Annotated in this window: 17 protein-coding genes; 9 read left to right on the forward strand and 8 right to left on the reverse strand. The window is 63.4% G+C overall.

The window, feature by feature from the left end; all coding sequences use genetic code 11:
• Positions 1–51: 51 nt before the first annotated feature.
• Both B9Z34_RS07250 and B9Z34_RS07255 read right to left on the reverse strand, forming a co-directional pair.
• Complete coding sequence (locus B9Z34_RS07250; RefSeq protein ID WP_108427447.1) at positions 52–1,806, reverse strand: amidohydrolase family protein; 1,755 nt, start codon at positions 1,804–1,806, stop codon at positions 52–54.
• Complete coding sequence (locus tag B9Z34_RS07255) at positions 1,787–2,662, reverse strand: bile acid:sodium symporter family protein (protein ID WP_108427448.1); 876 nt, start codon at positions 2,660–2,662, stop codon at positions 1,787–1,789. The genes B9Z34_RS07250 and B9Z34_RS07255 overlap by 20 nt, the downstream gene beginning before the upstream one ends.
• Before the next feature lie 336 nt (positions 2,663–2,998).
• Between B9Z34_RS07255 and asd the strand changes: the two genes are divergently transcribed.
• The 7 genes from asd (at position 2,999) to accD (ending at position 10,207) form a co-directional block, all read left to right on the forward strand.
• Entirely contained in the window at positions 2,999–4,129 is a 1,131-nt protein-coding gene (gene asd / locus B9Z34_RS07260) for an aspartate-semialdehyde dehydrogenase (protein WP_108427449.1), read from the forward strand.
• A 30-nt stretch (positions 4,130–4,159) separates the two neighbouring features.
• Positions 4,160–5,599: a FimV family protein gene (locus B9Z34_RS07265; RefSeq protein ID WP_108427450.1), complete on the forward strand. Its 1,440-nt coding sequence runs from the start codon at positions 4,160–4,162 to the stop codon at positions 5,597–5,599.
• The gene (gene truA / locus B9Z34_RS07270) at positions 5,596–6,381 is read left to right on the forward strand and encodes a tRNA pseudouridine(38-40) synthase TruA (protein WP_108427451.1); all 786 of its coding nucleotides are present in this window, start codon (positions 5,596–5,598) and stop codon (positions 6,379–6,381) included. Before B9Z34_RS07265 ends, truA begins: the two co-directional genes overlap by 4 nt.
• On the forward strand, positions 6,378–7,097 hold the full coding sequence (locus tag B9Z34_RS07275) for a phosphoribosylanthranilate isomerase (RefSeq protein WP_108427452.1): 720 nt from the start codon (positions 6,378–6,380) through the stop codon (positions 7,095–7,097). The genes truA and B9Z34_RS07275 overlap by 4 nt, the downstream gene beginning before the upstream one ends.
• A gap of 82 nt (positions 7,098–7,179) precedes the next feature.
• Positions 7,180–8,463: a tryptophan synthase subunit beta gene (gene trpB / locus B9Z34_RS07280; protein WP_108427453.1), complete on the forward strand. Its 1,284-nt coding sequence runs from the start codon at positions 7,180–7,182 to the stop codon at positions 8,461–8,463.
• A 10-nt stretch (positions 8,464–8,473) separates the two neighbouring features.
• A complete protein-coding gene (gene trpA, locus B9Z34_RS07285) occupies positions 8,474–9,283 on the forward strand; it encodes a tryptophan synthase subunit alpha (protein ID WP_108427454.1) in 810 nt (269 codons plus the stop codon).
• A 51-nt stretch (positions 9,284–9,334) separates the two neighbouring features.
• The gene (accD, locus tag B9Z34_RS07290; RefSeq protein WP_108427455.1) at positions 9,335–10,207 is read left to right on the forward strand and encodes an acetyl-CoA carboxylase, carboxyltransferase subunit beta; all 873 of its coding nucleotides are present in this window, start codon (positions 9,335–9,337) and stop codon (positions 10,205–10,207) included.
• A gap of 188 nt (positions 10,208–10,395) precedes the next feature.
• Here accD and B9Z34_RS07295 read toward each other — a convergent pair whose 3' ends face one another.
• On the reverse strand, positions 10,396–10,944 hold the full coding sequence (locus B9Z34_RS07295) for a YggT family protein (RefSeq protein WP_108427456.1): 549 nt from the start codon (positions 10,942–10,944) through the stop codon (positions 10,396–10,398).
• A 33-nt stretch (positions 10,945–10,977) separates the two neighbouring features.
• On the opposite strand from B9Z34_RS07295, the gene B9Z34_RS07300 reads away from it, so the two are divergent.
• Together B9Z34_RS07300 and lysS are read left to right on the forward strand one after the other, a co-directional pair.
• Positions 10,978–11,655 (forward strand): LON peptidase substrate-binding domain-containing protein, encoded by a 678-nt coding sequence (locus tag B9Z34_RS07300; protein ID WP_108427457.1) that lies wholly within the window; start codon positions 10,978–10,980, stop codon positions 11,653–11,655.
• 83 nt (positions 11,656–11,738) lie between these two features.
• On the forward strand, positions 11,739–13,283 hold the full coding sequence (gene lysS, locus B9Z34_RS07305) for a lysine--tRNA ligase (RefSeq protein WP_108427458.1): 1,545 nt from the start codon (positions 11,739–11,741) through the stop codon (positions 13,281–13,283).
• 64 nt (positions 13,284–13,347) lie between these two features.
• On the opposite strand, the gene B9Z34_RS07310 is transcribed toward lysS, so the two are convergent.
• The 5 genes from B9Z34_RS07310 to recO all read right to left on the reverse strand — a co-directional run bounded on the left by B9Z34_RS07310 (position 13,348) and on the right by recO (position 16,817).
• Complete coding sequence (locus B9Z34_RS07310) at positions 13,348–13,659, reverse strand: hypothetical protein (protein WP_108427459.1); 312 nt, start codon at positions 13,657–13,659, stop codon at positions 13,348–13,350.
• A 95-nt stretch (positions 13,660–13,754) separates the two neighbouring features.
• A complete protein-coding gene (gene nagZ / locus B9Z34_RS07315; protein ID WP_108427460.1) occupies positions 13,755–14,840 on the reverse strand; it encodes a beta-N-acetylhexosaminidase in 1,086 nt (361 codons plus the stop codon).
• Positions 14,837–15,325, reverse strand: coding sequence for a holo-ACP synthase (gene acpS / locus B9Z34_RS07320; RefSeq protein ID WP_233249479.1), 489 nt, complete (start codon positions 15,323–15,325; stop codon positions 14,837–14,839). The genes nagZ and acpS overlap by 4 nt, the downstream gene beginning before the upstream one ends.
• Positions 15,322–16,071, reverse strand: a complete 750-nt coding sequence (locus B9Z34_RS07325) for a pyridoxine 5'-phosphate synthase (RefSeq protein WP_108427461.1) — start codon at positions 16,069–16,071, stop codon at positions 15,322–15,324. The genes acpS and B9Z34_RS07325 overlap by 4 nt, the downstream gene beginning before the upstream one ends.
• Positions 16,068–16,817 (reverse strand): DNA repair protein RecO, encoded by a 750-nt coding sequence (recO, locus tag B9Z34_RS07330; protein WP_108427462.1) that lies wholly within the window; start codon positions 16,815–16,817, stop codon positions 16,068–16,070. Before recO ends, B9Z34_RS07325 begins: the two co-directional genes overlap by 4 nt.
• Positions 16,818–16,826 lie beyond the last annotated feature (9 nt).

Here is a 16,826-nt window from a genome sequence, read left to right on the forward strand (position 1 = left end):
CACCTGCGAAGGTGGCCGGGCTTTTTTTCGTTCAAAACACCGTGCAGCGGGTCAGTGCTGCCCCATGCGCACCAACCGCCCGGGGCGTGCTTCGGTGATCGCACCGCCCTGCTGAACCGCCTCACCCGCGACCCAGGTGGCCACATAGCCTTCGGCCTTTTGCACAAAGCGTTTGCCGCCTGCGGGCAAGTCGCGCACCAATCGGGGCAAGCCCACGCTCAGGCGGGCCGGGTCGATGGCATTCAGATCGGCCCGCATGCCTTCGGCAATCACGCCCCGGTCTGACAAGCCCAGGTAACGGGCATTGCGGCGGGTCAGCATTTCCACCGCGGTTTCGAGCGGGATCGCGTCCCGCCCCCGGTCCCGGACCCAATGGGTGAGCATGAAGGTGGGAAAGCTGGCATCGCACACCGTGCCCACGTGCGCGCCCGCATCGCTCAAGCTGCTGAGCGCCCGGGGATGGTCCAGCATGCGGCGTACCGTGTCGAGCGAGCCCTCGTTGTAGTTGAAGATCGGGAAATAAATCAGCCCCTCGCCGTTTCCCGCGCACAGGTGGTCGTAAATCACGGCCAGCGGCGAGACACCCGCCTGCTTGGCACGCACCAGAAAACTCTGCATCACCGAGGGCTCGTAGTTGAGGTTGCCCTCGAGCGCAAACATACGCCCACTGATCAGGTCAATCTTGGCCAACAAAATGTCCACCAACGGCGGGATTGCGCTGCCGTCTCCGGCCAGGCGTTCGGACTTTTCAGACAGGATGCGCGCCTTGCGGGCCGGATCGCGCAAGGCTTCGGCCCGCTGTGCCAGCGGCAGATGGGCCACTTCTTTGTAGGACGGGAACCCCATAAAAGGGTGAAAGCTCGCGTCCAGCCCATTGATCACGCCGATGCCGCGGACAGCGGTTTGCAGGAACAAGGGCAGCCCCGCCTTCACGGCCGCCTCGACCCGCTGCTGGATCTTCAGGTATTGCTCGCCGCCCGGATCGCGCTGCAACCAGGTCAGCGACACGTGCCTGCCGCTCGCACGCGCGAGCGCCTCCACACAATCGAACTCGGCATCAAACTGCTCCGGACCGCTGAGCAAGTTGTAATCGCTCACCACCTGGATCACCCCGTGGTTCAGCCCTTCAAAAGCCTGCGCCAGCCCGGTCAACTCGTCGTGGCCCGCATTGGCCGCAGGCGTGTCCTTGCCCTCGGACGTGCGGTGGTTGTCGCTGCGCCCGGTGCTGAAGCCGGCAGCGCCCGCCTGCAGGGCCTCGCGCAGCAGGGCCTGCATGACCCGGATGTCGTCGGCATTGGCCTGCTCATGGGCCTGCGCCCGCTCGCCCATCACATACATGCGCAAGGGGTCATGCGGCACCTGCACCAGGTAGTCCAGGCTGCGCGGCGTGGCTGCCAGCGCGTCCATGTACTGCGGAAAGGTCTCCCAGTTCCAGCGGATGCCTTCGTGCAAAGCCGCGCCCGGGATATCCTCCACACCTTCCATCAGCTTGATCAAATCATCCTCATGGCCGGGGCGTTTGGGGGCAAAACCCACGCCGCAGTTGCCCATGACCAGCGTGGTCACACCGTGGTAAATGCTGGGCGTGAAGCATTCGTCCCAGGTCACTTGCCCGTCGTAGTGGGTGTGGATGTCCACAAAACCCGGGGTGATCCACAAGCCCGTCGCATTCAGGGTTTGCCGGGCGGGCTCGTCCACCTGGCCCACCGCCACAATGCGGCCGCCGCGCACCCCCACATCGGCCACGCGCGCAGGCGCGCCCGTGCCGTCGACCACGGTGCCATTTTTAATCAACCAATCGAGCATCTTTTTTTCTCCAATACAGGGCCAGGCCCATGCCGCTCACGATGTGCCAAATGCCCCATAGGCTGGCCAGCGTGACCATGCCCAGATCGCTGCCAAACTGCACCGCGATGATGCCCAGCGCCAGGCCCGAGTTCTGCATGCCGCCTTCGATCATGATGGCCCGGCGGTCCCGCTCGCTCACGCGCATGGCCAGGCTGGTGGCCCAACCCAGAAACAGGCCGCTGGCGTTGTGCATCACCACCAGCAGCAAAGTGGGCAAGAGGCCCAGTGTCAGCAACTGCCGCTCCTTGATGAGCCCCGCCACGATGAACAAAATCAAAGCGCCCACCGCAAAGTGGCCCAGCGGCTTGCGGATGCGCTCGGTCAACGCAGGCAGTCGGTGCGAGAAGACCAAACCCAGCGCCAGGGGGATGCCCAGCAGCAGCACCAGACTCAGCCAGATGCCGGACGGGTCGATCGACAACTGGCGCAACCAGGACGCGGTTTCAGGGTTGGCCGCGATCATCCAGCTGAAGTTGAAGGGCGTGGCAAAGAGCGCGATCACGCTGGCCACGGCCGAGATGCTCACCGACAGCGCGGTGTTGCCCCGCCCCATGTGGGTCACCACATTGCTCAGGCTCCCGCCCGGGCAGGCGGCCACCAAAATCATGGCCGCCTCGATGTTGGCGGGCAAATCCAGCGCCAGCGTGGCCAGCCAGGTGCCCACGGGCAACAAGATGAACTGGGGAATCAGCCCGCAGACCACCGCACGGGGGGTTTGGGCCACGCGGCGGAAATCCTCGATTCGCAGCTCCAGTGACACCGAAAACACCATGGTGGCCAGCACCAGGCTCAAAACCAGTTGTTGTGAAGTCATTCGTATGTCCTTTCAAAAAGTATAGACAACGCCAGACCTCTGACCACAAAGGGTTTACGCGCAGGCGTGCCTGCACGGCGACAACCCGGTGCCCACCGCACCCGTCAGGCACGCACAAGGCAATCCGGTACAATGCCACCCCATGTTCTACGCCCGCCTGTTCTCCCTGAACCCGATCACTGCCGCTGCAGCGACGGCCGGTGCGCGTGCAATCACCACCAAAACCACGACCATTAAGGGCTGATCCGGCCTGGTTCGTCGTGCGCCCCTCCCGGCCAGACGAGCCGGGCAAACAGTCAGGTCAAACACTGTTTTAAAAACTGAAAGGGCGTTGAAATGAGCAAGTTAGTAGGTTTGGTCGGCTGGCGCGGCATGGTCGGCTCGGTATTGATGGACCGCATGGTTCAGGAAAAAGACTTCGACCTGATCGAACCGGTCTTCTTTTCCACATCCAACGCAGGCGGCAAAGCCCCCGCGATGGCCAAGAACGAAACCACGCTGCAAGACGCACATAACATCGACGCCCTCAAGCGCTGCGAGATCATCATCACTGCCCAAGGCGGCGACTACACCTCTGAAGTCTTCCCCAAGCTGCGCGCGGCTGGCTGGACTGGCCACTGGATTGACGCGGCTTCGACCCTGCGCATGGAAAAAGACGCGGTCATCATCCTGGACCCGGTGAACATGCCCGTGATCCAAAACGCCCTGGCCCACGGTGGCAAGAACTGGGTGGGCGGCAACTGCACCGTATCCTGCATGCTGATGGGCGTGGGCGCACTCTACAAAGCCGGCTTGGTGGAGTGGATGAGCACCCAGACTTACCAGGCGGCATCGGGTGGCGGCGCACAACACATGCGCGAGCTGCTGACCCAATACGGCACATTGAATGCCGAAGTCAAAGCCTTGTTGGACGACCCCAAGAGCGCCATTCTCGAAATCGACCGCAAGGTGATCGCCAAGCAGCGCGCCCTGACCGGTGCCGAGACCGCCAACTTTGGCGTGCCGCTGGGTGGCTCGCTGATCCCCTGGATCGACAAGGATCTCGGCAACGGCATATCCAAAGAAGAGTGGAAGGGCATGGCCGAAACCAACAAGATTCTGGGCATGGGTGAGTCTTTTGGCACTTCCGCTATCCCCGTGGACGGTTTCTGCGTGCGTGTGGGTGCCATGCGCTGCCACAGCCAGGCTCTGACTTTCAAGCTGAAAAAAGACGTGCCCGTGGCCGACATCGAAGCCATGATCGCCGCCGACAACGAGTGGGTCAAAGTGGTGCCCAACACCCGCGAAGCCACCATCCGCGACCTGACCCCCGTGGCCGTGACCGGCACCATGACCATTCCCGTGGGCCGTGTGCGCAAGCTGGCCATGGGCCCCGAGTACGTGGGCGCGTTCACCATCGGTGACCAGCTGCTGTGGGGCGCGGCCGAGCCGCTGCGCCGCATGCTGCGCATCCTGCTCGACGCTTGATATTGACCCGACCCACGGCCCCCTGACGCCATGTCCAGCACGCGCCGCTCCAAGACCCGCCCCCCTGCACTGCTCAGGTCTTGGGCCGTGGCCTCGGTGCTGGTCTGCGCCAGCTGGTCTGCCCAAGCCCTGAGCCTGGGCCAGGTTGCCGTGGAATCTGGCTTGGGCCAGCCCCTTCGTGCAGCCGTTGAAATCACGCAATACAAGGTCGAAGACCTGCGCAGGCTCCAAGTGCAACTGGCCGAGCCCGCCCGTTTTGAACAAGCGGGCATGGCTTTTCACCCGGCCCTGAGCGGGCTGCAGGTCCGCCTGGAGTTTCGCGGCGACGGCAAGCCTTACATCGCCTTGTCCGGCCAAACGCCCGTCAACGAGCATTTCATCGATGTCATCGTGGAGGCCCAGTGGCCCTCAGGGCGTCTGGCCATGAATTACACGCTGTTGGTTTCACCCGTCGGCGCTGGCAAGACCCAGCCCGAAAAAGCCTCGGGTGATGCGCCCATCACAGCCCCGGTGGTCTCTCCGCAAGCCTTGGCCTCCAGCGTGCTACCCACGGTCGACAACGGCTCACCGAAAGACTTCATCACGGTGCAAGCAGGCGACACGGCTTCGAAGTTGGCCTCGCCTCGCCTGCCCCAAAGTGTCTCGCTGGAGCAGATGCTGTTGGCCATGGTGCGGGCCAACCCGGAGGCTTTCATCGAGGGCAATGTGAACCTGTTGCGCGAAGGCGCGCAAGTGCGCCTGCCCCTTGCGCAAGAGGCCACTCAGGTTTCGGCCGAAGAAGCGCGGCAAACCGTGATTGCGCAGACTGTGGACTTTGCGGCCTATGCACGCCGCTTGGCCCAATCCGCGCTGAAAGCCCAGGACAGCCCCAGCCGTGAGATGACCGGCAAACCCGGCCCAGCGCTGCCCCCCACAGCGCCCTCGCCGCCTGAGCGTGATCAACTGATCCTGAGCCAACGCGATGTCACTGTGCGCAGCGCAGAGGCACAACTTGCCATAGAGCGAGAAATCCAGGACAAAACCGAGCAACTGGCTGCGCTGAAAAAAAATCTGGAATCCCTCAAATCCTTGTCGGCTGCGACCGATGCCACATTGGACTCGCCCACGCAGACCTCGTCCCTGAAGCCCAGCTTGCCTGCTGCAGTGGCCGAGTTGCCCACCACCTCCTGGCTGGACCGGCTCCGCCACAGCCCCTCTATAGGGGTATGGGCGGCGGCACTTTTGGCGGGCATGGCGGCTTGGGTGTGGTGGGCCAGACGCCGCCCCGACCGTGAAGAAAATTTGTTTGGCTCGCACGCAACCCTGAGCCCTGGATGGACATCCACGCAGTCGCAGGACAAGGCCACGACCTTGCCGCCACTGCCCTCCGGCTTGCCCCCGCAATTTGCCAACCTGGACTTGAACCTGACGCCCGCACCGGACGCCCAAGCCGCGCCACCTGCGCCGTCACCACAGGGCCCCAAGACGTGAGACTCGCGCTGGGCATTTGCTATTCGGGCACGCGTTACCAAGGCTGGCAAAGCCAGGCCACGGGCCTGACGATTCAGGACAAACTCGAAAAAGCCCTGACGCAATTTGCCGATGTGCCCCGCGTCAGCACCTTGTGCGCAGGCCGCACCGATGCGGGCGTGCATGGCCTCATGCAAGTGGTGCACTTTGACACCGAGATCGAGCGCGACACGCACTCCTGGGTGCGTGGCACCAACCGCTATTTGCCCCCCGACATCGCGGTGCAATGGGCGCAGGTGGTGCCTGAGACCTTCCATTGCCGTGGCAGCGCCACCGGCAGGCGCTACATCTATGTGCTGCTCGACTCGGTCGTGCGCCCCAGCCTGGAAGCAGGTCGTGTGGGCTGGGTGTACCGCCCATTGGCGGAAGCACCCATGCGCGAAGCCAGCCAGCACCTGCTGGGCGAGCACGATTTTTCATCGTTTCGGGCCAGCAGCTGCCAGGCGCTGTCACCTGTCAAAACGCTGCGGCACATCGGCATCACCCGCCACGGCGCTTATTGGCGCTTCGAGTTCGAGGGCAACGCCTTTTTGCACCACATGATCCGCAACATCATGGGTTGCCTGGTCACCATTGGCCAAGGCAACCAGACGCCCGACTGGATGCGCGAGGTGCTGCTGGCCCGAAGCCGGGATGCGGCAGCACCCACGTTTTCGCCCGATGGCTTGTACTTCGCCGGGCCCATCTACAGCCCCGAATGGGGCCTGCCCGACACCACCCCCGCTTTTGATTGGTTGCCATGAGCACAAGCCACACAGCCACCCACGCGCCGACACACCCCGCCCCGCAGCAACGCACGCGCATCAAGATGTGCGGCTTCACCCGCGAGGCCGATGTCTTGGCCGCCTGTGCCGCCGGGGCTGACGCCATTGGTTTTGTGCTGTATCCGCCCAGCCCGCGCAACGTGAGCATCGAGCGTGCAGCCGAGTTGGCCCGCCTGCTGCCCGCTTTTGTGACGCCCGTTTTGCTCTTCGTCAACGAGACGTCCGAGCGCATCGAGGCGGCTTGCGCGGCCGTGCCCGGCGCATTGCTGCAGTTTCATGGCGACGAATCGGCCGAATTTTGTGCGGCCATGACCCAGCGCACAGGCCGCCCCCACCTCAAAGCCGCCCGAATCCCCCTGTCAGAGGTCCATGACTTCGACTTGCTAGAATTTGCCTACCTTCATCATGCAGCCCAAGCCCTCTTGCTCGACGCCCATGTCGACGGATACGGCGGCGGCGGAAAAACATTCCATTGGTCACGCCTGCCACCAAACGTCAATGCTCACCTCGTTTTGTCTGGTGGACTCACACCTGCAAACGTGGGCGATGGCATTCGGGCGCTGCGCACGCACGGCCTGTCTCTGGCCGTTGACGTGAGCTCGGGCATCGAAGCAGGTAAGGGCCTCAAAGATGCCGACAAAATGCGGCAGTTTGTCCAGGCGGTGCGCGCCGCTGACAACGCCTCTCCCCTTTGAATTCAACCCCGGGTCCGTTCGGGCCGCACAGGCAACACCCCCTGCGTGGCCAACACCGAACGACCCCAACCGATTGAGCACCATGTACGAGTACCAACAACCCGATGCCAAAGGCCATTTCGGCGTGTATGGCGGCAGTTTCGTCAGCGAAACCCTGACCCACGCCATCAACGAGCTCAAAGCCGCCTACGCCCAGTACCAGCACGACCCGGCCTTCATCACCGAATTCAAGTCCGAGCTGGCGCACTTTGTGGGCCGCCCCTCGCCCGTTTACCACGCGGCCCGCATGAGCCGTGAAATGGGCGGAGCGCAGATCTTCCTCAAACGCGAAGACCTGAACCACACGGGTGCCCACAAGATCAACAACACCATCGGTCAGGCCATGCTGGCCAAGCGCATGGGAAAGCCGCGCATCATTGCCGAGACCGGTGCGGGCCAGCACGGCGTGGCCACCGCCACCATCTGCGCCCGTTATGGCCTGGAATGCGTGGTCTACATGGGTGCCGAAGACGTCAAACGCCAAAGCCCCAACGTCTACCGCATGAAGCTGCTGGGCGCGACCGTGGTGCCTGTCGAGTCCGGCAGCAAGACGCTCAAGGACGCTCTGAACGAAGCCATGCGCGACTGGGTGGCCAATGTGGACAACACCTTCTACATCATCGGTACCGTGGCAGGACCCCACCCCTACCCCATGATGGTGCGCGACTTCCAGAGCGTGATCGGCGAGGAATGCCTCACGCAGATGCCCGAGATGTTCAAGTCACTCCAAATGGCAGAGCAGCAGCCCGACGCCGTGATCGCCTGCGTGGGCGGTGGCAGCAACGCCATGGGCATCTTCTACCCCTACATTCCTTACGAGAAAACCCGCCTGATCGGCGTGGAAGCCGCGGGTGAAGGCATGGACACGAACAAACACTCCGCCTCGCTGCAACTGGGCTCGCCCGGCGTGCTGCACGGCAACCGCACCTACATCCTGCAAGACGAAAACGGCCAGATCACCGAGACGCACAGCGTGAGCGCGGGCCTGGACTACCCCGGCGTGGGCCCCGAGCACGCCTTCTTGAAGGACATCGGCCGCGCGGAGTACGTGGGCATCACCGACAAGGAAGCGCTCGAAGCCTTCCACTACCTGTGCCGCACCGAAGGCATCATCCCCGCCCTCGAATCGAGCCACGCGGTGGCCTACGCCATGAAACTGGCCAAAACCATGCGTCCGGACCAAAGCATTCTGGTCAACCTGTCGGGCCGTGGCGACAAGGACATCGGCACCGTGGCCGATTTGTCGAACGCCGACTTCTACTGCCGCCCCAGCTGCCAAGGCCAATCGGTCAAAGGTGGCGAGCAGCCTGTGAACTTTGTGAAGTAAAGGCCAGATCATGAGCCGCATCGACGCCACCCTCTCTGCCCTCAAAGCCCAGGGCCGCAAAGCCCTGATCCCGTATGTCACGGCAGGCTTCCCCCAAAAAACCACCACCGTGCCCCTGATGCACGCCATGGCCAATGCCGGGGCTGACATCATCGAACTGGGGGTGCCGTTTTCCGACCCCTCGGCCGACGGCCCGATCATCCAGAAGGCCGGTGACAAAGCCCTGGCCTTGGGCATCGGCACCGTGCAGGTGCTGGCCATGGTGCACGAATTCCGCCAAACCAACACCACCACCCCGGTGGTGCTGATGGGTTACGCCAACCCGGTGGAGCGCTACGACCAAAAACACGGCGCTGACAGCTTCATCCGCGACGCCTCGGCTGCCGGAGTGGACGGCGTGCTGATCGTGGACTACCCACCCGAAGAATGCGTGGAATTTGCCTCCAAGCTGCGCGCCCACAGCATGGACTTGATCTTTTTGCTGGCTCCCACCAGCACCGACGAGCGCATGCAGCAGGTGGCCCAAGTGGCCAGCGGCTATGTGTATTACGTGTCGCTCAAGGGCGTGACCGGCTCGGGTGCGCTCGACACCGACGCGGTCGAGGCCATGCTGCCGCGCATCCGTCAGCATGTCAGCGTGCCCGTGGGCGTGGGCTTTGGCATCCGCGACGCTCAGACGGCCAAGGCGATCGGCCGGGTGGCCGACGCGGTGGTGATCGGTTCGCGCCTGATCCAGCTGATTGACGCAGCCCCGGAAGCCCAAATCAACACCGTGGCATCGGACTTTTTGCATGGCATCCGCCAGGCCCTGGACGCCTGAACAGGCCTGCCGACGTTTCAACGATAATTCGCCGCACAAGGAGAACCCCTCATGAGTTGGCTCGAAAAACTGCTCCCCCCCAAGATCCAGCACACCGACCCAGCCGACCGCCGCTCGGTGCCGGAAGGCTTGTGGGTCAAGTGCCCCAGCTGCGAGACGGTGCTGTACAAAACCGACTTGGAAGAAAACCAGAACGTCTGCCCCGGCTGCTCGCACCACCTGCGCATCGGTGCGCGTGCCCGTCTGAATGCCTTCCTGGACGGTGAAGGCCGCTACGAAATCGGCCAGGAAGTGGTCCCAGTCGATGCACTGAAGTTCAAGGACAGCCGCAAATACCCCGAGCGCCTGAAAGAAGCCATGAACAACACGGGCGAAACCGACGCCTTGGTGGTCATGGGTGGGGCTGTGCACAACATCGAGGTCGTGGCTGCTTGCTTCGAGTTCGACTTCATGGGCGGCTCGATGGGCTCGGTCGTCGGTGAGCGATTTGTGCGCGGCGTGGAAACCGCCATCGCTCAAAAAGTGCCTTTTGTTTGCTTCACGGCCACAGGCGGTGCCCGCATGCAAGAAGGCCTGCTCTCGCTCATGCAAATGGCCAAGACCAATGCCGCCCTGACCCGACTGGCGAAAAAAGGCCTGCCCTACATCAGCGTGCTGACCGACCCGACCATGGGTGGCGTGTCGGCTGGTTTCGCCTTTTTGGGTGACGTGGTCATTGCCGAGCCCAAGGCCCTGATCGGCTTTGCTGGCCCCCGCGTGATCGAAAGCACCGTGCGCGTGACTTTGCCCGAAGGCTTCCAGCGGGCGGAGTTTTTGCAAAGCAAGGGCGCGGTGGACTTCATCTGCGACCGCCGCGAACTGCGCAAAACCATCGCCAGCACCCTGGCCATGCTGCAACGCCAGCCGACAGACGCGGTGAGCTGATCGGCATGGATACCCGCATTCGCGGGTATGACAGAAGCGGCATCAACCCCGACTTGACTGTCTGGTCCCCTTCGATTTGACTTTCTGATCACCTTCGACTTACCCGCCTCGTCACCCCCGACCAGATCGGGGGTCTAGGCCTCCGGCAGTCATGAATGCCCACGTGCGCGGGCATGACAGAGGGCTGATCAGTGCATCCAGCTCATCTGCAAGCCCGACAACAACATGCCCACGATCTGCAACAGCAGCAACAAGGCCAAAGGCGAGAGGTCAATGCCACCAATCAAGGGCACCGCGCGCTGAAACAGGCGCAAAAAAGGGTCGCACAAACGCACGGTCAGGGCGTACATGGGTGAGCCCGGGTTGACCCAGGACATGATGGCCAGGACCAAAACCAAAGCGCTCAGGGCCGAGACCACCAACTGCGCCAAGCCCACCAGACTGACCAAGGGCAACAAACTCAAAGACCCCTGCCCACCCGCCAGCAACCACAGCAGCAAAAACTGCAGCAACTTGACCAACCAGGCGGCCACCCAACTCGACAAATCCCACTGGGTCCAGGCGGGGATGACCTTGCGCAAGGGCAAAACCAGCCAATCGGTCATGGCAAACACGAAGCGGCCCAGTGGCTGGTGAAAGGAAATGCGCTGCCATTGCATCAAAAACCGCAGCAAACAAGTGCCTGCGACCAAGCCCGCCACCACGTCCAAGACCATACTGACCATCTGGAACCACATCGTTTTTTCTCCTGCTCGTGCGATGATACCCAGATGCCCGATCGCGACACCCTACACCCACAAGCCCTGACCGAATTGCCCCTGTTCCCTTTGGGCACAGTGCTGTTTCCGGGGGCTTTGCTGCCCCTGCAGCTGTTTGAGCTGCGCTACCTGCAGATGATTGGCGAATGCGAGCGCCAAGGCACGGGCTTTGGGGTGGTGACGCTCACCCAAGGCCGCGAAGTGCACCGCCCCGGTGCAGCGGCCGAACAGTTTGAGGCCATGGGCACCCGGGTGCAGATCGAGCGCATCGAACGGCCTCAGCCGGGCCTGGTGATGGTCTGGTGCCGGGGTGTAGAGAAGTTTTGCATCGAAGCCACGCAGCAGCGCAGCGACGGCCTGTGGTTGGGACGGGTGGAGCTGCTGCCGCCCGAGCCTGCGGTACAGGTGCCCGAAGACCTGCAGCACCTGTCGGCGCAGATGCACAAGGCCCTGACCCAGCTGAGCGAACAGCCCAGCGTGGTGCCACCCTGGAACGAAGCCTGGCGGCTGCAGGACTGCAGCTGGCTGTCCAACCGCTGGGGTGAGCTGCTGCCCTTGCCCCTGCAGATGAAATACCGGCTGTTTGCCCTGCAAGAGCCCTTGATGCGGCTGGAGCTGGTGGGTGACATAGTGGCCCCTGCCGGAGCGACGGAACAACAATCCGACCAGAAGCCGCCCGCAAACTCTTAAAATAGAGGGCTTTGCGCCCTCGCGCACCCCACAACCCCGGATCGGGCGGCGTCCATGCGCCACGGTCCCCACCGCACCTTGCCATGTCTGACACGACCGCCCCCGCCGCTCCCGCACAAGATGAAAACCAACTGATCGCCGAGCGCCGCGAGAAGCTCAAAGCGATGCGCCAGGCGCAAGCCGATGGCAAGGGCGTGGCCTTCCCCAACGACTTCAAGCCCGAGCACCACGCGGCCAACCTGCACCAGGCCCATGGCGAGAAAGCTGCCGAAGAACTGAACGGCGAAGGCGTGGCCAAAACCACCGCCAAAGTCGCGGGCCGCATGATGCTCAAGCGCGTGATGGGCAAGGCCAGCTTTGCCACGCTGCAAGACGCCACAGGCCGCATCCAGGTGTATGTGACCCGCGACGACGTGGGCGAAGACCTGTACGCCCTGTTCAAGCACTGGGACCTGGGCGACATCGTCGGCGTCGAAGGCCACCTGTTCAAGACCCGCACGGGGGAATTGTCGATCCACGCCACCAGCATCCGCATGCTCACCAAGAGCCTGCGCCCCATGCCCGACAAGTTCCACGGCGTGGCCGACCAGGAAGTCAAATACCGCCAGCGCTATGTCGACCTGATGACCGACGAAGCCGCCCGCAAGCGCTTTGTGGCCCGCAGCAAAGCCGTGAGCGGCATCCGCGAGTTCATGGTCAAGCAGGGCTTTTTGGAAGTCGAAACGCCCATGCTGCACCCCATTCCCGGTGGTGCCAACGCCAAGCCCTTCATCACGCACCACAACGCGCTGGAGCAAGAAATGTTTTTGCGCATCGCGCCCGAGCTGTACCTCAAGCGCCTGCTGGTGGGCGGCTTTGAGCGCGTGTTCGAGATCAACCGCAACTTCCGCAATGAAGGCATCTCGGTGCGCCACAACCCCGAGTTCACCATGATGGAGTTCTACGCGGCCTACTGGAACTACCAGGACCTGATGGGTTTCACTGAAGAATTGATTCGCGACGCCGCCATGACCGCGGCTGGAACGCTGGCCCTCAGCTACAACGGCAAGCCCGTGGACCTAAGCAAGCCCTTTGCCCGCATGACCATCCGCGAAGCGATCGTGAAGTACACCGAAGCGGGCGACAACGTGGACAACGCCGAGTGGCTGATCAACGCCCTGAAAAAGCTGGGCATGAGCGAAGCCAAGGACAAGCTGTCCACCCGCAGCCTGGCCAGCCTGCAGGTGTTCTATTTCGAGGAAACCGTGGAAGACAAGCTCTGGGAGCCGACCTTCATCATGGAGCACCCGACCGAGATCAGCCCGCTGGCCCGCGCCAACGACAGCCGCCCCGAAGTGACCGAGCGCTTTGAGCTGTACATCACGGGCCGCGAGTTCGGCAACGGCTTCAGTGAGCTGAACGACGCCGAAGACCAGGCCGCACGCTTTCATGCCCAAGTGGCCGCCAAGGACGACGGCGACGACGAAGCCATGTACTACGACCACGACTTCGTGCGCGCCCTCGAATACGGCATGCCACCCGCAGGCGGCTGCGGCATCGGCATCGACCGACTGATGATGCTGCTGACCGACAGCGCCAGCATCCGCGACGTGATCCTGTTCCCGGCGTTGAGGCACGTGCAGGAATAAGCGATCCAAGCTCCAAAAACAAACCCGGCCAAGGCCGGGTTTGTTATTTCATGCAGGCAGATCGTCAGCCCTGTTGCCGGGGTGGCAGACGGGGCGCATCGTCCACCACCTCGCGCACTTCCACATCCAAGATGTCGTCCTGGCGCGGTGTCTGAAAGCCGGATGGCGCTCCCGATTGAGGACCAGGCTGGCCGCCCCAGCGAGCGCCCTTGCGCAGAGCACTGAACTGTTGCCAAACCAGCACCACCTGGGGCTTGCGGCCCGTGAGCAGCCAGCGCACGGTGGCAAACACGGTGTAGACCGCCAGCGCCAGCAGCAAGCCCGCCAACAGGCCCAGGCCGATCAGGCCCATGAAAATTTTGCCAATCCAGTTCATCGAAGAGTCACTCCCTTTTTTGCATGTCATGCCGGACTTGATCCGGCATCCAGGTGTTTGCCACCCGAACCCGGCTCACATTAGCCTGAGCTTGTTTATGGCAGGCGGTCGAGCGCCTGCATGTAGTCGGCCGAGCGCACCAGCTCGTCCCAGGGGCGAGCGGGCGAGCGGGGCAAGAGGTTCAGGCGTCGCTCTTCGCTGATCTCGCTGGGCGTCCAGTGCCCTTTGACGGCCGCTTCGGCCAGGCCGTCCAGCACCTCATCGAGCTCGGCACCTCCGTTGTGGGCCGAGCGGTTGCACAGCAAGGCCAGGTCGCACCCGGCCTGCAGCGCGGTCAGGATGGCTTCGGTGTAGCTCAGCGTGCGTCCGTCCAGCTGGCGTGCAGCGGCCATCGACAGGTCGTCGGTGCAGACCACGCCTTGAAAGCCCAGCTGGGCGCGCAGTATGTCCTGCAACCAGCGCGACGAAAAGCCGGCCGGGCGGCTGTCCACCTTGCTGTAAATGACATGGGCGGGCATGACGGCGGTGAGCACGCTGCCCAACCAACGGTAAGGCTGCGCGTCGTCGGCCAGGATGGTTTTGAGGCTGCGCTTGTCCACGGGCAGCGCCACATGCGAGTCGGCCTTGACGGCGCCGTGCCCGGGAAAATGCTTGCCGCAATTGCCCAAGCCCGCCTGCAGCAGGCCCTGCATCAGGCTGCGGGCCAGCAGACTCACCACACGCGGGTCGCGGGCAAAAGCGCGGTCACCGATGACGCCACTCTCGCCGTGGTCCAAATCCAGCACGGGCGTGAAGCTGAAGTCCACGCCGCAAGCGCGCAGCTCGCTGGCCAGCACAAAGCCTGCCGAGGTGGCCGCCTCGCAAGCCTTGAGCACGCCCGAGCCGGGCTGGCCTTTGTCATCCTGCCCCCACAGCGCGCCCAGGGCGCGCATGGGTGGCAGATGGGTGAAACCGTCGGTGCGAAAGCGCTGCACACGACCGCCTTCGTGGTCGACGGCGATCAAGAAGTCGGGGCGGAGGCTTTTGATCTCGGCGCACAAGTCGGTCAGTTGCGAACGGCTTTGCCAATTGCGGCCAAACAGGATCATCCCACCCACCAGTGGATGCGCCAGGCGGCGGCGGTCCACGGCGGTCAGCGTGGTACCGGCAATGTCAATGATCAGGGGGGCGTGCATGGTCATCCTTTGGGGGTCATGGGCGAGTGGATGCCTGCGTGTGCGGGCATGGCAACTTGGCTGGTTTGGATTGGCGGCTGATCTGGCATGCCTTGCAGCGTTTTGGTCTCGACCACGCAAAAACTGGCGGCGTACTCGGACTCGTCGGTCACGGTGATGTGGACACTCAGGCCCTTGGCCTCAAACCACGCTTTCAGCCTCCCGTGCAACACGATGACCGGCTGGCCGCTGGGCAGCTTGCCGATCTCGCACAGCCGCCAGGTCATGGGCATGCGCATGCCCAAGCCAATGGCTTTGCTGAAGGCCTCTTTGGCCGAAAAGCGCGTGGCCAAATAACGCACCCCTCGCTCGGGCCAGCGGGCGCTGCGGGCCCTCCAGGTGGCCATTTCGGCATCGCTCAAGACCTTGGCGGCAAAGCGCTCGCCGTGCCGATCCAAGCTGGCCCGGATGCGGCGGATGTCGCAGATGTCGGTGCCGATGCCGTAGATCATTTTTTCAGGCAATCCAGATACGCCTGCACGGTGGCGGCGTACCCCATCTCCAGCGCATCGGCCATGAAGGCGTGGCCAATCGAGACTTCTTGCAGGCCCTTCACTGCCGCCACAAAGGCGGGCAGGTTGTCACGGTTCAGGTCGTGGCCCGCATTCAGGCCCAGGCCCGCCTGCGTGGCGGCTGCGGCGGCTTCGGCGTAGCGCTGCAGCTGCATGGCTTGTGCTGGCGTGCCAAAGGCTGCGGCATAAGGCTCGGTGTACAGCTCCACCCTGTCGGCCCCCACAGCGCGGGCAGCGGCCATTTGCTCCGGGATCGGGTCCATGAACAGGCTCACCCGCACACCCAAGGTCTTGCACTCGTCGATCAGGGGTTTGAGGCGCTCGGCGTCTTGCGGAAACGTCCAGCCATGGTCGCTGGTGAACTGGCCTTCGCTGTCAGGCACAAAGGTCACCTGGTGCGGGCGCACGGCCCGCACATGGTCCATCAGGTTGTGGAAGGGATTGCCCTCGATGTTGAACTCGCGGTCGGACCAGGCTTGCATGAGGGCGTGCAACTCGGGCACGTCGCTCGCGCGGATGTGGCGCTCGTCCGGGCGGGGGTGGATGGTGATGCCCTGCGCCCCGGCTTGCAAACACAGCTGTGCCGCACGCGTAACGCTGGGGATGCCCAGGTGGCGCGAATTGCGCAGCAAAGCAACTTTGTTGACGTTGACCGAGAGGGCAACGCGTTCGGAAGAGGTGTTCATAAAGTTTGCAAGTCCAGCATCATTTGGCGAGTGCGCAAAGCGCCCACGCCGCAATGGTAGTTGAGCAAAAGGCGCAAGGGGCGCTGCAGCTGCACCAGCAGGTCGGCGCATTCCCGCAGCAAAGCGGCCAAAGGGCTGGGCGAAGCCAGCGCCGCGTGCAGCGCCAGCCACTGTTCGCCGCGCAAGGCGTGGCGCGGGTCATCGCTCACCCACTGCAGCCCCGCCTCGGGCACCAGCGCATAATTGTCGTCGGGCAACAACGGTTTGAGGGTCAGGGTTTGTTGGTTCAGGGCGGGCAACAGGCCCATTTCCTTGAGCAGCAGCAGCTCAAAACCGCGCAAGGCCCACTGCAAGGCGTCCGGGTCGCCACTGGCCAGCAGGCGCACGGCGGCGGCATACACCTCAAACAGCTCAGGATGCGGGTCGTCACGCGCGGTCAGGCGCATCAGCAATTCATTGAGGTAGTAACCTGACAGCAGCGCCTCGCCCGTGGGCATGACATGACCGCCCACCCATTCGGCCGACTTGAGGGTGCGGATGTCGCCGTCGCCCCCAAACGCCAGCGACAAAGGCTGCAGCGGCAAGAGCACCGGGCGAAAGCTGGACGTGGGCCGTTTGGCCCCTTTGGCGACCAGCGCCACCCGACCATGGTGACGGGTGAAGACCTCCAGAATCAGGCTGGTCTCGCTCCAGTCGTAGCGGTGCAGCACATAGGCTGGCTCGTCTGCGATCCGCTTGGCCGCCATGTTGCGTGT

It is taken from the genome of Limnohabitans sp. Hippo3 (genome assembly GCF_003063665.1).
Classification (GTDB): domain Bacteria; phylum Pseudomonadota; class Gammaproteobacteria; order Burkholderiales; family Burkholderiaceae_C; genus Limnohabitans_A.

Bases quoted from the DNA above. Each gene is read 5' to 3' on its own strand.
- B9Z34_RS07250 (WP_108427447.1), bottom strand. From the start codon at position 1,806: ATGCTCGATTGGTTGATTAAAAATGGCACCGTGGTCGACGGCACGGGC.
- B9Z34_RS07255 (WP_108427448.1), bottom strand. From the start codon at position 2,662: ATGACTTCACAACAACTGGTTTTGAGCCTGGTGCTGGCCACCATGGTG.
- asd (WP_108427449.1), top strand. From the start codon at position 2,999: ATGAGCAAGTTAGTAGGTTTGGTCGGCTGGCGCGGCATGGTCGGCTCG.
- B9Z34_RS07265 (WP_108427450.1), top strand. From the start codon at position 4,160: ATGTCCAGCACGCGCCGCTCCAAGACCCGCCCCCCTGCACTGCTCAGG.
- B9Z34_RS07275 (WP_108427452.1), top strand. From the start codon at position 6,378: ATGAGCACAAGCCACACAGCCACCCACGCGCCGACACACCCCGCCCCG.
- trpB (WP_108427453.1), top strand. From the start codon at position 7,180: ATGTACGAGTACCAACAACCCGATGCCAAAGGCCATTTCGGCGTGTAT.
- trpA (WP_108427454.1), top strand. From the start codon at position 8,474: ATGAGCCGCATCGACGCCACCCTCTCTGCCCTCAAAGCCCAGGGCCGC.
- accD (WP_108427455.1), top strand. From the start codon at position 9,335: ATGAGTTGGCTCGAAAAACTGCTCCCCCCCAAGATCCAGCACACCGAC.
- B9Z34_RS07295 (WP_108427456.1), bottom strand. From the start codon at position 10,944: ATGTGGTTCCAGATGGTCAGTATGGTCTTGGACGTGGTGGCGGGCTTG.
- B9Z34_RS07300 (WP_108427457.1), top strand. From the start codon at position 10,978: ATGCCCGATCGCGACACCCTACACCCACAAGCCCTGACCGAATTGCCC.
- lysS (WP_108427458.1), top strand. From the start codon at position 11,739: ATGTCTGACACGACCGCCCCCGCCGCTCCCGCACAAGATGAAAACCAA.
- B9Z34_RS07310 (WP_108427459.1), bottom strand. From the start codon at position 13,659: ATGAACTGGATTGGCAAAATTTTCATGGGCCTGATCGGCCTGGGCCTG.
- nagZ (WP_108427460.1), bottom strand. From the start codon at position 14,840: ATGACCATGCACGCCCCCCTGATCATTGACATTGCCGGTACCACGCTG.
- acpS (WP_233249479.1), bottom strand. From the start codon at position 15,325: ATGATCTACGGCATCGGCACCGACATCTGCGACATCCGCCGCATCCGG.
- B9Z34_RS07325 (WP_108427461.1), bottom strand. From the start codon at position 16,071: ATGAACACCTCTTCCGAACGCGTTGCCCTCTCGGTCAACGTCAACAAA.
- recO (WP_108427462.1), bottom strand. From the start codon at position 16,817: ATGGCGGCCAAGCGGATCGCAGACGAGCCAGCCTATGTGCTGCACCGC.